The organism is Streptomyces sp. NPDC030838 (genome assembly GCF_055572035.1).
In genome coordinates this window covers 1-14,809 of record NZ_JBVIED010000015.1, presented here as the reverse complement: position 1 = coordinate 14,809, position 14,809 = coordinate 1, and the positions used below count along the sequence as shown (strand labels likewise).

General features: G+C 69.8%; 9 protein-coding genes. 5 read left to right on the top strand and 4 right to left on the bottom strand.

Annotated features, from left to right (window positions below):
• Nucleotides 1-6 precede the first annotated feature (6 nt).
• Nucleotides 7-882, top strand: a complete 876-nt coding sequence (locus tag ACZ42A_RS31070) for a TIGR03620 family F420-dependent LLM class oxidoreductase (protein ID WP_468530618.1) — start codon at nucleotides 7-9, stop codon at nucleotides 880-882.
• 165 nt (nucleotides 883-1,047) lie between these two features.
• Here the strand turns inward: ACZ42A_RS31070 and ACZ42A_RS31065 are convergent, their stop codons facing one another.
• The 4 genes from ACZ42A_RS31065 to ACZ42A_RS31050 all read right to left on the bottom strand — a co-directional run bounded on the left by ACZ42A_RS31065 (nucleotide 1,048) and on the right by ACZ42A_RS31050 (nucleotide 6,271).
• Nucleotides 1,048-2,664: a glycerol-3-phosphate dehydrogenase/oxidase gene (locus ACZ42A_RS31065; protein ID WP_468530617.1), complete on the bottom strand. Its 1,617-nt coding sequence runs from the start codon at nucleotides 2,662-2,664 to the stop codon at nucleotides 1,048-1,050.
• Nucleotides 2,665-2,730: 66 nt separating this feature from the next.
• A complete protein-coding gene (glpK, locus tag ACZ42A_RS31060) occupies nucleotides 2,731-4,269 on the bottom strand; it encodes a glycerol kinase GlpK (RefSeq protein WP_468530616.1) in 1,539 nt (512 codons plus the stop codon).
• 63 nt (nucleotides 4,270-4,332) lie between these two features.
• Complete coding sequence (locus tag ACZ42A_RS31055) at nucleotides 4,333-5,121, bottom strand: MIP/aquaporin family protein (RefSeq protein ID WP_468530615.1); 789 nt, start codon at nucleotides 5,119-5,121, stop codon at nucleotides 4,333-4,335.
• A gap of 385 nt (nucleotides 5,122-5,506) precedes the next feature.
• Entirely contained in the window at nucleotides 5,507-6,271 is a 765-nt protein-coding gene (locus ACZ42A_RS31050) for an IclR family transcriptional regulator (RefSeq protein WP_468530614.1), read from the bottom strand.
• A 315-nt stretch (nucleotides 6,272-6,586) separates the two neighbouring features.
• Between ACZ42A_RS31050 and metH the strand changes: the two genes are divergently transcribed.
• The 4 genes from metH to ACZ42A_RS31030 all read left to right on the top strand — a co-directional run bounded on the left by metH (nucleotide 6,587) and on the right by ACZ42A_RS31030 (nucleotide 14,688).
• On the top strand, nucleotides 6,587-10,099 hold the full coding sequence (gene metH / locus ACZ42A_RS31045; RefSeq protein ID WP_468530613.1) for a methionine synthase: 3,513 nt from the start codon (nucleotides 6,587-6,589) through the stop codon (nucleotides 10,097-10,099).
• A 199-nt stretch (nucleotides 10,100-10,298) separates the two neighbouring features.
• Nucleotides 10,299-11,000 carry an HAD family hydrolase gene (locus ACZ42A_RS31040; RefSeq protein WP_468530612.1) on the top strand — a complete coding sequence of 234 codons (702 nt, stop codon included), beginning with the start codon at nucleotides 10,299-10,301 and terminating at the stop codon, nucleotides 10,998-11,000.
• 423 nt (nucleotides 11,001-11,423) lie between these two features.
• Entirely contained in the window at nucleotides 11,424-13,028 is a 1,605-nt protein-coding gene (locus ACZ42A_RS31035) for an ABC transporter substrate-binding protein (protein WP_468530611.1), read from the top strand.
• Nucleotides 13,029-13,107: 79 nt separating this feature from the next.
• Nucleotides 13,108-14,688 carry an ABC transporter substrate-binding protein gene (locus ACZ42A_RS31030; RefSeq protein ID WP_468530610.1) on the top strand — a complete coding sequence of 527 codons (1,581 nt, stop codon included), beginning with the start codon at nucleotides 13,108-13,110 and terminating at the stop codon, nucleotides 14,686-14,688.
• Nucleotides 14,689-14,809: the final 121 nt, after the last annotated feature.

The following is a 14,809-nucleotide window of genomic DNA, read 5'->3' as shown; positions in this document are numbered from 1 at the left end:
GAACCCATGAGCGGCATCGACGGCCTGGACCTGGGCACGTTCGGCATCTACACCTTCGACTTCGAGCACCAGTCCGCCGGGCAGGTACGGGAGTCCGTACAGGAGCTGGAGGAACGCGGCTGGCGGGCCGTCTGGTTCCCCGAAGTGCAGCGACGCGAGGCGCTCAGCCTCGCCGGCCATCTGCTCGCCGCGACCGAGCGGCTGCACGTCCTCAACGGCATCGCCCAGATCTGGGCCCGCGACGCCCGCGCGGCGCAGGGCGGGGCGCTGCTCCTCGCCGACGCCCACCCCGACCGGCACGTCCTGGGCCTCGGCTTCGGCGGCGCCCCACGCCCCGGCGTCAAACCCCTCGCCGCCATGGCCGCGTACCTCGACGAGATGGACGCCCTGGACGTCCCCGCGCCCAAGTCCCCGGTGCGCCGCCTCCTCGCGGCCTACGGCCCCAAGATGCTCGAACTAGCCCGCGACCGCACGGCCGGCGCCCACACCTACCACGTCAGCGTGGCCCACACCGCCCAGGCCCGCGAGATCCTCGGCCCGGACGCCTTCCTCGGCGTCGAGCACGCCGTCCTGCTGGAGACCGACGCCGAGCAGGCCCGCGCGACCGCCCGCGAGCACCTGCGCCCCTACCTCGACACCCCGTACAACCTCGCCAAGTTCCGCAGGCTCGGCTACACGGAAGACGAACTCACCGGCGGCGGCAGCGACCGCCTCGTCGACGACCTGGTCTTCTGGGGCGACCCGGACACCGTCGCCGCCAAGCTGCACGCCCACGTCGAGGCGGGCGCCGACCATGTCGCCGTCCAGGTCATCGGAACCCCGCCGGGCGCCTCCTCGATGCCGTCCTGGCGCCTGCTCGGCGAGGCCCTGCTGGGCGGCTAGGGCCTGTCTTCCGGATCAGGCCGGCTGCGTCCGGACAGGCGAAAGGGGCGGCTCCATCGGCGAGGAGCCGCCCCTTTCTTACGGGCCCCCTAGTGCGGAGGGGGCCGTTCCGCGGTGCCGGCGGCGGTCAGGGAAGAGCCGGCACGCGAGATCTCCTTCTCGTCCCTACTTCTCGTCGAGCAGGTCCTGGACCTTCGCGCGGACCTCGTCCGTGGCCAGGCCGCGGATCGTCAGCGTCGTACGGCGGCGCAGCACGTCGTCCGCCGTCTCCGCCCACTCGTGGTCGCGGGCCCAGACGACCTGCGCCCAGATCTCCGGGGCGTCCGGGTGGACGCGCCGGCCCAGCTCCGGGTTCTCGTTGGCGAGGCGGGCGATGTCGAAGGCCAGCGAACCGTAGTGGGTGGCCAGGTGCTTGGCGGTGTCCGCCGCCATGCGCGGGCCGGGCGCCGGGCCGTCGGTCAGCAGACGGTGGGCGACCGCGCGCGGGTTGGCGACACCCGGCAGCGGCAGCTTCTTCGGCAGCGACGAGATCGGCTCGAAGTCCTCACCCAGCGGGTGGCCCGGCAGCGCCTCCAGCTTCTTCATGACCGTACGGCCGATGTGACGGAAGGTCGTCCACTTGCCGCCCGCGACGGACAGCATGCCGCCCTTGCCCTCGGTGACGACCGTCTCGCGCTTGGCCTTGGCGGTGTCGCCGGGGCCGCCCGGCAGCACCCGCAGGCCCGCGAAGGCGTAGGTGATCAGGTCGCGGTCCAGCTGCTGGTCGCGGATGGAGAACGCGGCCTCGTCGAGGATCTGGGCTATGTCCTTGTCGTTGACCGCGACGTCCGCCGGGTCGCCCTCGAACTCATCGTCGGTGGTGCCCAGCAGCAGCATGTCCTCCCAGGGGAGGGCGAAGGTGATGCGGTACTTGTCGATCGGGGTGGCGAGCGCGGCCTTCCACGGGGAGGTGCGCTTCAGGACCAGATGCGCGCCCTTCGACAGACGGATCGACGGCGCGGCATCCGGGTCCTCCATACGGCGCAGGTGGTCCACCCACGGGCCGGTCGCGTTGAGCACGAGCCGGGCGTTGACGCCGAACTCGTCGCCGGACAGCCGGTCCTTCAGCTCGGCGCCGGTCACCCGGCCCTTGGTGAAGCGCAGGCCGGTGACCTCGGCGTGGTTCAGGACGACCGCACCCGCCTCGACGGCCGCGCGGACCGTCATCAGCGCCATGCGGGCGTCGTTCATCTGGTCGTCGCCGTACACGGCCACGGCCTTCAGGTTCTCGGTGCGCAGCTCCGGCACGTCCGCCGCCGCCTTGGCGGGGGAGAGCAGGTGCCCGACGCCGTCGCCGAAGGCCGACAGCATCGAGTACGCGAACACACCCGCGCCGAGCTTCGCGGCGCCGTGCGGCCCGCCCTTGTACACGGGGAGGTAGAAGGTGAGCGGGTTCGCCAGGTGGGGGGCCACCTGGCGGGATACCGCACGGCGCTCGAAGTGGTTCTCCGCCACCAGCTTCACCGCGCCGGTCTGCAGGTAGCGCAGACCGCCGTGGAGCAGCTTGGAGGAGGCGGAGGACGTGGCACCGGCGAAGTCGCCGGCGTCGACCAGGGCCACCCTGAGCCCGGACTGCGCGGCGTGCCAGGCGGTGGAGATGCCCAGGATGCCGCCGCCGATCACAAGAAGGTCGTACGACGCCTTGGCGAGCCGCTCCCGGGTCTCGGCGCGGCTCGGGTTGGAGCCGGAGGCCGGGCGCGTACCGAGGGCAGGCACGGACTGCAGGGTGGACTGACTGGTCATGTCGGGTTCTTACTCCTCATCAGAGCTCGTCTGAGAACTCGCCTCAGAGCTGGGCGCCAGCTCTCGTCAGTTCTCTTCCTCGAGCCAGCCCATGGTCCGTTCGACGGCCTTGAGCCAGTTCTTGTACTCACGGTCGCGGGTCTCCGCGTCCATGCGGGGGGTCCACTCGGCGGCCCGCCGCCAGTTGGCGCGCAGGTCGTCGGTGCTGTTCCAGAAGCCGACGGCGAGGCCGGCGGCGTAGGCGGCGCCGAGGCAGGTGGTCTCGGCGACCATCGGACGCACCACGGGGGCGTCCAGGAAGTCCGAGAGGGTCTGCATCAGCAGGTTGTTGGAGGTCATGCCGCCGTCGACCTTGAGGGCCACCAGCTCGTCGCCGGAGTCCTTGACCATGGCGTCGGCGATCTCCCGGGTCTGCCAGGCGGTGGCCTCCAGGACGGCACGGGCCAGGTGCGCCTTGGTGACGTACCGGGTCAGACCGGCGATCACACCGCGGGCGTCGGAGCGCCAGTGCGGGGCGAACAGACCGGAGAAGGCCGGCACGAAGTAGGCGCCGCCGTTGTCCTCGACGGACAGGGCGAGCGTCTCGATCTCGGCGGCGGTGGAGATCAGGCCCATCTGGTCGCGCATCCACTGCACCAGGGAGCCGGTGACGGCGATCGAGCCCTCCAGGGCGTAGACCGGCTTCTGGTCGCCGATCTGGTAGCCGACGGTGGTCAGCAGGCCCGCGTAGGAGTTGATGATCTTGTCACCGGTGTTCATCACCATGAAGGTGCCGGTGCCGTACGTCGACTTGGTCTCGCCCTCGGCGAAGCAGCACTGGCCGAACAGGGCCGCCTGCTGGTCGCCGAGCGCGGAGGCGACCGGGATGCCGCCGAGCAGGTCGCCGAGCTTGCCGCCCTTGATCTCGCCGTAGACCTCGGCGGAGGAGCGGATCTCGGGCAGGATCTGCGTCGGCACGCCGATGGACTCGCAGATCTTCTCGTCCCACTCCATGCTGTGCAGGTTCATCAGCAGGGTGCGGGAGGCGTTGGTGACGTCCGTGACGTGCTTGCCGCCGTCGACACCGCCGGTCAGGTTCCAGATGACCCAGGTGTCCATGGTGCCGAAGAGGATGTCGCCCGCCTCGGCGCGCTCCTTCAGGCCCTCGACGTTGTCGAGCAGCCAGCGGGCCTTCGGCCCGGAGAAGTAGGAGGCGAGGGGGAGACCGGTCTCGCGGCGGAAGCGGTCCTGGCCGACGTTGCGGCCCAGCTCCCGGCAGAGGGCGTCGGTGCGGGTGTCCTGCCAGACGATGGCGTTGTGGACGGGCTCACCGGTGTTCTTGTCCCACAGCACGGTGGTCTCGCGCTGGTTGGTGATGCCGATGGCCTTGATGTCGTCGCGGGTGATGCCGGCCTTCTCGATGGCTCCGGCGACGACTTCCTGGACGTTGGTCCAGATCTCGGTGGCGTTGTGCTCGACCCAGCCCGGCTTGGGGAAGATCTGCTCGTGCTCCTTCTGGTCGACGGAGACGATCCGGCCGTCGCGGTCGAAGACGATGCAGCGGGACGAGGTGGTGCCCTGGTCGATGGCGGCGATGAACGGGCCGGCGGTGTGGGCGTCGGTCACTGTGTGCTCCTGGGGGTCACGGAAACGGACTGGGGATCGTGCGCTGATGCTTTGGCGGAACCTCTACGCGAAAGCCAGCTTGTAGAGGCCTGCCGCGAGAGCGGCGCCGATCAGCGGACCGACCACCGGGATCCAGGCGTAGCCCCAGTCGGAGCCGCCCTTGTTGGGCAGGGGGAGCAGCGCGTGCACGATGCGCGGGCCGAGGTCACGCGCCGGGTTGATGGCGTATCCCGTGGGACCGCCCAGCGAGAGACCGATGCCGACCACGACGAGCGCGACCATCAGCCCGCCGACGACGCCCAGACCGTTGCCGTTGTCGTTGAGACCCTGGGTGAGGACCGCGAGGACCAGCACGAAGGTGCCGATGATCTCGGTGGCGAGGTTCATCGCCACGTTGCGGATCTCGGGGCCGGTGGAGAAGACGCCGAGCACCGGTCCGGCCTGGGCCTCCTGGGCCTCTACGGCCTTGGTGGACTGGGTGCCCGGGCCACCGACGATCTCGCGGTCGGTGAGGTGGGCGTGGAACTGGCCGTAGTACGCCACCCAGGCGAGCGTGGCACCGATCATGGCGCCGAGCAGCTGTCCCGCGAAGTACGTGGGGACGTTGCTCCACTCGCCGTCCTTGATCGCGATACCGAGCGTCACGGCCGGGTTCAGGTGGGCCCCGGAGAGAGGGGCCGAGATGTAGACGGCCGTGAGCACGGCGAAACCCCACCCGAAGGTGATGGCGAGCCAGCCGGCGTTGCGGGCCTTGGAGGCCTTGAGCACGACGGCGGCCACAACGCCGGCGCCGAGCAGGATGAGTATGGCGGTACCGATGGTCTCGCCGATGAAGATGTCGGAGCTGGACACCCGCGACTCCTTTGTCCTTCGTCCAGGGGAAGCCGAACCCCGTGTCCCTACGGAGGTTCCGCGCCCTCGGGGGTGAGAGCTGTGCCGGCCCTTGGCGTTGTCACACTCTAGCGCGTATTGCCGGTAGGTGTTCGACAATGCCGACCGATGGACGGGAGTCTTGTCGGGCGGTCGCGCATGCGTCAAGGGTTCCGTTATCGAAAATCCGATCGTTATTGATCGCGCGGAGTTATCGATCATCGATGCCGCTGTGGGCTGGGCAACGCCGGATATGCCCGCTTCAGGTTATGGCGATCACCGGAACGCCGCCTGGCGTCCCGGTGTTCGTGTCCTGCCCTGGGGCTTGCCTACGTGCCGGCGTACGGCCCGGAAGGCGCGCCGCGCCTCAGAAGCGCCCCGCGCCCAGGTCCCGCGACACCGCGCGGGCACAGTCCCGTACCGCCGCGATCAGCTCGGGGCGCAGCTCGCCGTCCCGGCACACGCGCTCCACCGCGCCGGTGATGCCGACCGCGCCGACCGGCATCCGGCGCCGGTCGTGGATGGGGGCGGCGATGGACGCGACGCCCTCCCAGGTCTCCTCCACGTCGGCCGCGTAGCCACGCGCGCGCGTGAGGTCGAGGATCTGCTCGAAGGGGCCCAGGTCGCAGACGGTGCGGTCGGTGAAGGCCTTGCGGTCGGCATCGAGGGCCTCGCTGTGCGCGACCGGGTCGTACGCCGAGAGGACCTTGCCGAGCGCCGTGGAGTGCAGCGGCTGCATGGCGCCGATCTCCAGCACCTGCCGGCTGTCGTCGGGGCGGAAGACGTGGTGGACGATCAGCACGCCCTGCTGGTGCAGCACGCCCAGATGGACGCTCTCGCCGCTGGAGCGGGCCAGGTCGTCGGCCCAGACCAGGGCGCGCGCCCGCAGTTCGTGGACGTCGAGGTAGGTGGTGCCCAGGCGCAGCAGCTCGGCGCCCAGCTGATAGCGCCCGGAGGCGTCGTCCTGCTCGACGAAGCCCTCCTGCTGGAGGGTGCGCAGAATGCCGTGGGCGGTGCCCTTGGCGAGACCCAGGGACGAGGCGATGTCCGACAGGCCCAGCCGCCGCTCGCCGCCCGCGAGCAGTCGCAGCATCGCGGCCGCCCGCTCGAGCGACTGGATGTTCCGTGCCATCGCCGTCCTGCCTCCGTCCCCTTCGACCGTCGAGCTGCGACGTCGCTGCCGCCGTTCGGCAATGTCGAACACTACCGGTCGATGCCGACCTCTCGCTAATGGTCGGTCGGCAGCTGTTCGCCGTCCGTCCACCGGTGGTGGCCGAAAACAGACGGTCGCGCTTCGGCCATCTGCCTCGTCCGCCTCGTGGACGCCCCTGACCATAGGCCCCCGTCGCCGGTTACCCTGACGGCGTGCGCCCGCCCCGGGACGGTGCCCGACCGTGCCCCGAGGCGACGCAAAGCCGACAGCCGTCGCATCTCAGGGAGCCCTTACATGGCCTCGTTGCCGCCGACCCCTTCCGCCGACAGCCGGACCCGTGCGTCCGCGCTCCGAGAGGCGCTCGCCACCCGTGTGGTGGTCGCCGACGGAGCGATGGGCACCATGCTCCAGGCCCAGGAACCCACCCTCGAGGACTTCCAGAACCTGGAGGGCTGCAACGAGGTCCTGAACGTCACCCGGCCCGACATCGTCCGCTCCGTGCACTCCGCCTACTTCGACGCGGGCGTGGACTGCGTGGAGACCAACACCTTCGGCGCCAACCTCACCGCCGCGGCGGAGTACGAGATCGCCGAACGGGTGCTGGAGCTGTCCGAGGCCGGTGCCCGCATCGCCCGGGAGACGGCCGACGAGTACACCGCCCGTGACGGCCGCCAGCGCTGGGTGCTGGGCTCGATGGGCCCGGGCACCAAGCTGCCGACCCTGGGCCACACCACCTTCGGCGCGATCCGCGACGCCTACCAGCAGAACGCCGAGGGCCTGCTCGCGGGCGGCGCGGACGCGCTGATCGTCGAGACCACCCAGGACCTCCTCCAGACCAAGGCCTCCGTCATCGCCGCCCGCCGCGCGATGGAGGTCGCCGGATACGACGTACCGCTGATCGTCTCGGTGACCGTCGAGACCACCGGCACCATGCTGCTGGGCTCCGAGATCGGCGCCGCGCTCACCGCGCTGGAGCCGCTCGGCATCGACATGATCGGCCTGAACTGTGCGACCGGCCCGGCGGAGATGAGCGAGCATCTGCGGCATCTGTCCCGCCATGCCCGTATCCCGCTGTCGTGCATGCCGAACGCCGGCCTGCCCGAACTGACGAAGGATGGCGCGTACTACCCGCTGTCCGCGCCGGAGCTGGCGGACGCCCAGGAGAACTTCGTCCGCGACTACGGCCTGTCCCTGGTGGGCGGCTGCTGCGGCACGACGCCGGAGCACCTGCGCCAGGTGGTCGAGCGCGTCCGCGACCTGCGCCCGGTCGAGCGCGAGCCGCGTCCCGAGCCGGGCGCCGCCTCGCTGTACCAGTCGGTGCCGTTCCGCCAGGACACCTCGTACCTGGCGATCGGCGAGCGCACCAACGCCAACGGCTCCAAGAAGTTCCGCGAGGCCATGCTGGACGGCCGCTGGGACGACTGCGTGGAGATGGCGCGGGAGCAGATCCGCGAGGGCGCGCACATGCTCGACCTGTGCGTGGACTACGTCGGCCGGGACGGCGTGGCGGACATGGAGGAGCTGGCCGGACGGTTCGCCACCGCCTCCACCCTGCCGATCGTGCTGGACTCCACCGAGGTCGACGTGATCCGGGCGGGTCTGGAGAAGCTGGGCGGCCGCGCGGTCATCAACTCGGTGAACTACGAGGACGGCGACGGCCCCGACTCCCGCTTCGCGCGCGTCACCCGGCTCGCCCGGGAGCACGGCGCCGCGCTGATCGCCCTGACCATCGACGAGGAGGGCCAGGCCCGCACGCCGGAGAAGAAGGTCGAGATCGCCGAACGGCTGATCGCCGACCTGACCGGCAACTGGGGCATCCATGAGGAGGACATCCTCATCGACACCCTGACCTTCACCATCTGCACCGGTCAGGAGGAGTCCCGCAAGGACGGCATCGCCACCATCGAGGCGATCCGCGAGCTGAAGAGGCGCCACCCGAAGGTGCAGACCACCCTGGGTCTGTCGAACATCTCCTTCGGCCTGAACCCGGCCGCCCGCATCCTGCTGAACTCCGTCTTCCTCGACGAGTGCGTCAAGGCCGGCCTGGACTCGGCGATCGTGCACGCCTCCAAGATCCTGCCGATCGCCCGCTTCACCGAGGAAGAGGTCCAGACGGCCCTCGACCTCGTCTACGACCGCCGCAGCGAGGGCTACGACCCGCTGCAGAAGCTGATGGCCCTGTTCGAGGGCGCCACGGCGAAGTCCCTCAAGGCCGGCAAGGCCGAGGAGCTGGCCGCGCTGCCGCTGGAGGAGCGCCTCAAGCGCCGCATCATCGACGGCGAGCGCAACGGCCTGGAGGCCGACCTCGACGAGGCCCTCCAGGAGCGCCCCGCCCTCGACATCGTCAACGAGACGCTGCTGGACGGCATGAAGGTGGTCGGCGAGCTGTTCGGCTCCGGCCAGATGCAGCTGCCGTTCGTGCTCCAGTCCGCGGAGGTCATGAAGGCCGCGGTCGCCTACCTCGAGCCGCACATGGAGAAGTCCGACGCCGAGGGCAAGGGCACCATCGTGCTGGCCACCGTGCGCGGCGACGTCCACGACATCGGCAAGAACCTCGTCGACATCATCCTGTCCAACAACGGCTACAACGTCGTCAACCTCGGCATCAAGCAGCCGGTCTCCGCGATCCTGGAGGCCGCCGAGGAACACAGGGCCGACGTCATCGGCATGTCCGGGCTCCTGGTCAAGTCCACGGTGATCATGAAGGAGAACCTGGAGGAGCTCAACCAGCGCGGCCTGGCGGCGAATTACCCGGTCATCCTCGGCGGAGCCGCCCTCACCCGCGCCTACGTCGAGCAGGACCTGCACGAGATCTACGAGGGCGAAGTCCGCTACGCCCGCGACGCGTTCGAGGGCCTGCGCCTGATGGACGCCCTCATCGGCGTCAAGCGCGGCGTGCCCGGCGCCAAGCTGCCCGAGCTGAGGCAGCGCCGGGTGCGGGCCGCCACCGTCGAGGTGGAGGAGCGCCCGGAGGAGGGCCACGTCCGCTCCGACGTCGCCACCGACAACCCGGTGCCGACCCCGCCCTTCTGGGGCACCCGCGTCGTCAAGGGCATCCAGCTCAAGGAGTACGCGAGCTGGCTGGACGAGGGCGCGCTGTTCAAGGGCCAGTGGGGCCTGAAGCAGGCGCGCACCGGCCAGGGGCCGACGTACGAGGAACTGGTCGAGACCGAGGGCCGGCCGCGGCTGCGCGGCCTGCTGGACAAGCTCCAGGCGGAGAACCTGCTGGAGGCGGCCGTCGTCTACGGCTACTTCCCGTGCGTCTCCAAGGACGACGACCTGATCATCCTGGACGAGGCGGGCCACGAGCGCACCCGGTTCACCTTCCCGCGCCAGCGCCGGGGCCGCCGCCTGTGCCTGGCCGACTTCTTCCGCCCCGAGGAGTCGGGCGAGACGGACGTCGTCGGACTCCAGGTCGTCACCGTCGGCTCCCGCATCGGCGAGGAGACCGCGAAGCTGTTCGCGTCCGACGCCTACCGCGACTACCTCGAACTGCACGGCCTGTCCGTGCAGTTGGCCGAGGCGCTGGCCGAGTACTGGCACGCGCGCGTGCGCTCGGAGCTGGGCTTCGCCGGTGAGGACCCGGCCGACATCGAGGACATGTTCGCCCTGAAGTACCGCGGCGCCCGCTTCTCCCTCGGCTACGGCGCCTGCCCCGACCTGGAGGACCGCGCGAAGATCGCCGACCTGCTCCAGCCGGAGCGCATCGGCGTGCGGCTGTCGGAGGAGTTCCAGCTGCACCCGGAGCAGTCGACGGACGCCATCGTCATCCACCACCCCGAGGCCAAGTACTTCAACGCACGCTGAGGCACGCAACGCTGAGGCACGCAACGCCGAGACAAGCGGACACACGCTGAGGCACGCCCCGGCGTATCCGACCGACTGCCCCGACATCCGCCTTTCAAACGAGGCGGTTCGTCCGCACAAGTCGTACACTGGTCGGTCCACCGCAGGCCGGTTCCCCTCACGGGAACCGGCCTGCTCGTCCCTCAAGGAGGTACGCCGGATGACGACCACCGTCCCCGCGCTCGGCACCCGTACGGCCGAAGGCTCCGCCCTGCAGGCCGTGCTCCTCGACATGGACGGGACCCTGGTGGACACCGAGGGCTTCTGGTGGGACGTCGAGGTCGAGGTCTTCGCCGGCCTCGGGCACACCCTCGACGACTCCTGGCGCCATGTCGTGGTCGGCGGCCCCATGAGCCGCAGCGCGGGGTTCCTCATCGAGGCCACGGGAGCCGACATCACCCTGGCCGAACTCACCGTCCTGCTCAACCAGGGGTTCGAGGACCGGATCGACCGCGCGCTGCCGCTGATGCCCGGGGCCGCCCGGCTGCTGGCCGAACTGGCCGCGCACGAGATCCCCACGGCCCTGGTCTCCGCCTCCCACCGGCGCATCATCGACCGTGTGCTGACCTCGCTCGGCCCTCAGTACTTCGCCCTGACCGTGGCCGGAGACGAGGTGCCGCGCACCAAGCCGCACCCCGACCCGTATCTGCTGGCCGCGGCCGGACTGGGTGCGGATCCGGCCAGATGCGCGGTCGTCGAGGACACGGTGACCGGTGTGGCCGCGGCCGAGGCCGCCGGCTGCCGGGTGGTCGCGGTGCCGTCCGTCGCCCCCATCTCCCCGGCCGCCCGGCGCACCGTGGTGACCTCTCTCGAAGAGGTGGACCTCCCATTTCTGCGCGGGCTGATGACGGAAATGGGCTAGCTCTTCACCCACCGTGCAACACGGATAGACCGGGAATTCATCGAACGCGCCCGCGCAGGAATTCGAACCGCTCCGGGTGGCCGAATTCCAGCTCCTTCACCGCCCGTTGGCTATGTGACGTTCGCCACTCCAGCGCGCCTCGACAGGCTGCTCCGCGCGTGCTCCTTGCCCGCTTCCTGCGGGTTGTGCCGTGTCCTTGTGTCCCGATTGGTGGAACGCTGCACGAATCCTTCCGCTGTCGGGTTTTCGGTGTGTCCACGCCCGGTTTCGCTGCGTGATGGGCGTTCAACTCCAGTGCCCGCGAACCGCGCTGCGGGCGCGCACTAATCTCGTCGCGAGAACATCACCCCCTGGTCCCGTGTTCCGCCGCGACACCCCTGCATGCCGGATACACGGACTCGACAGCTCTGGAGAAACTCGAGCATGAACCGCAAGACTTTGGTGCTGCCGGCCGTGGTCGGCCTGCTCGCGCCCGCGCTCGCCGCCTGCGGCGGGTCCGACAGCGGGAGCGACGGCGGCGACGCGATCGCCGTCGGCACCACGGACCGGTTCATCGCCTCCAACGACGCCCCCGCGCCCCTCGACCCGGCCTACGCCTACGACGTCGGCACCTGGAACGTGCTGCGCCAGACCGTGCAGACGCTGATGATCCAGCCGCGCGGCGAGGGCGAGCCCGTTCCCGAGGCCGCCGAGAGCTGTGGCTTCACCGACACCGGCAACGAGCGCTACTCCTGCCGGCTGCGCGACGACCTGACCTTCGCGAACGGCGACCCGATCACCGCCGCCGACGTGAAGTACTCCATCGACCGCGCCCGCGCCCTCAAGGCCGACAGCGGCGTCTTCGCCCTGCTGTCCACCATCGACACCGTCGAGACGCAGGGCGACCGCGAGGTCATCTTCCACCTCAAGACCGCGGACGCCACGTTCCCGTACAAGCTGTCCACCCCGGTCGCCGGCATCGTCAACCCCGACGACTACCCCAAGGACAAGCTGCGCGACGGCTTCGCCGTGGACGGCTCCGGCCCGTACACCCTGAAGGCCGAGGAGAAGAACGGCGAGCTGGTCAAGGCCGTGTTCACCAAGAACCCCGCCTACAAGGGCACCTTGACGGTGAACAACGACAAGGTCGAACTGGTCTCCTACGCGGACGCCGACGCCATGAACGACGCCCTCGGCAAGGGCGACATCGACCTGATGTCCCGCACCATGACGCCGCAGCAGATCCAGCAGCTGGGCACCGACGCCCCTGAGGGAGTCGACCTCGTCGACATGCCCGGCCTGGAAATCCGCTACCTGGCCTTCAACACCAACGCCCCGGCCGTCCGCGGCAAGGCCGTACGCCAGGCCATGGCCCAGATCATCAACCGCGGCGAGATCGTCTCCGAGGTCTACGGCTCCCAGGCCGAACCGCTGTACTCGCTGGTCCCGGCCACCATCACCGGCCACTCCAACTCGTTCTTCAACCGCTACGGCGACCCGAGCGTCGCCAAGGCCCGCGGCATCCTCGCCAAGGCCGACATCACCACCCCGGTGAAGCTGACGCTGCACTACACCACCGACCACTACGGCGCCGCCACCAAGAAGGAGTTCGAGCTGCTCCGGAAGCAGCTCAACGACAGCGGCCTGTTCGACGTCGACATCAAGGGCGCCCCCTGGGCGACGTTCCGCCCCGCCGAGCAGAAGGGCGAGTACGAGGTCTACGGCATGGGCTGGTTCCCGGACTTCCCGGACGCCGACAACTTCCTCGCGCCCTTCCTCGACAAGGACAACTTCCTCGGCTCGCCGTACGCCAACAGCCAGATCCGCAACAGCCTGATCCCGCAGTCCCGCCGCGAGGCCGACCGGATCTCCGCCGTCGACTCCCTGACGCGGATCCAGGACATCGTCGCCGAGGACGTCCCCGTGCTGCCCCTGTGGCAGGGTAAGCAGTACGTGGCCGCGCGTGACGACATCACCGGGGCCGCCTACGCGCTGAACTCCTCCTCGACCCTTCAGCTGTGGGAGCTCAGCCGCGGTGTGAGCGGCTGACATCCGACATCTCCCCCGACGTTTGCCCGGGAGCCGCACGGGCGCCCGGGAGTTCGAGAACGACGTAAGGCACACGCACGTGAACATGCGCAAGCAGTGGCCCGTCCTGCCCATCGCGGCGGGACTGGCCTCCGGCCTGCTGACCGGATGCGGTTCGGAGAACGGTGACGCGGGGGAGAACGGCTCCTCCGTCGTCATGGGAATGTCCGACGACGTCCTGGCGACGGACCCCGCGTCCGGCTACGACCCCGGCTCCTGGTTGTTGTTCAACAACGTCTTCCAGTCGCTGCTCAGCTTCCCCAAGGGAGGCACCGAGCCCGAGCCGGAGGCCGCGGAGCAGTGCTCCTTCACGGACACCACGACCAAGGTGTACGAGTGCACGCTCAAGGACGGGCTGAAGTTCAGCAACGGTGACCCGCTCACCTCGCAGGACGTCAAGTTCTCCTTCGAACGCATGCTGAAGATCAACGACCCGGACGGGCCGGCGATCATGTTCCCCATGCTCGACTCGGTCGAGACGCCGGACGACAAGACCGTCGTGTTCAAGCTGAAGGTCGCCGACGCCACCTTCCCCAGCAAGATCGCCTCCGGTGCCGGCTCCATCGTCAACCACCGCGAGTACGACGGCACCAAGCTGCGCGAGGACGGCGAGGCGATCGGCTCCGGCCCCTACAAGCTGGACTCCTTCGACGACGACAAGGCCGTCTTCTCCGTCAACGAGCACTACCAGGGCGCCGCCGAGACCAAGAACTCCGGCGTCACCCTGAAGTTCTTCCACGGCGACCGCACCGCGCTGAAGCAGGCACTCCTCGACGACGAGATCGACATCGCCTACCGAGGCCTGAGCGCCGGCGACATCGCCGACATCGAGAAGGCCGACGCCGACGCCGGCGTCGAGGTCATCGAGGGAACCAGCGCCGAGGTCCAGCACCTGGTCTTCAACATGGACGACCCGGTCGCCGGAAAGCTCTCGGTCCGCAAGGCCATCGCCCACCTGATCGACCGCGAGGCCCTCGTCGAGGACGTCTACCAGGGCACCGCCACCCCGCTCTACTCGATCATCCCGGCCGGTATCGCCGGCCACAACACGGCCTTCTTCGACACCTACGGCGCCAGCCCGTCCAAGTCCAAGGCGGCCGCCGCCCTGCGCGCCGACGGCATCACCGGCAAGGTGAAGCTCACCCTCTGGTCGACCCCGTCCCGCTACGGTCCCGCCACCGACCAGGCGCTGCAGGCCATCGCCGGCCAGCTCAACGACAGCGGCCTGTTCGAAGCCCAGGTCAAGTCGGTCGCCTTCGACCAGTACGAGAAGGACATCGAGGCCGGCAAGTACGGCGTGTACGTCAAGGGCTGGGTGCCCGACTACCCCGACGCCGACAACTTCACCGCCCCGTTCTTCGGCGACGGCAACGTGCTCGCCAACAACTACGCCAACGGCACCATCACCGGCACGCTCATCCCGCGCACGGCCGCCCAGTCCGACCGCGCGGCGACCGACAAGGACTTCGGCACGCTGCAGGACATCGTCGCCGACGAACTGCCCGTCCTGCCCGTCTGGCAGGCCAAGCAGTACGCGGTCGTCCGCGAGGGCGTCTACGGCCTGGAGTACTGCCTGGACGCCTCGACGGTGTTCCGGTTCTGGGAGCTCAGCAAGGGCTGAGCGGTGACGGACGCGAGGGGCGGGGCTTCCCCCCCGGGGGAAAGGGCCGCCCCCCCCGCCCCCCTGCCAACTCTCTCTCCTCCAGGGAGACCAACCCCCTCCCCCTCCCCCTCCCCACTGG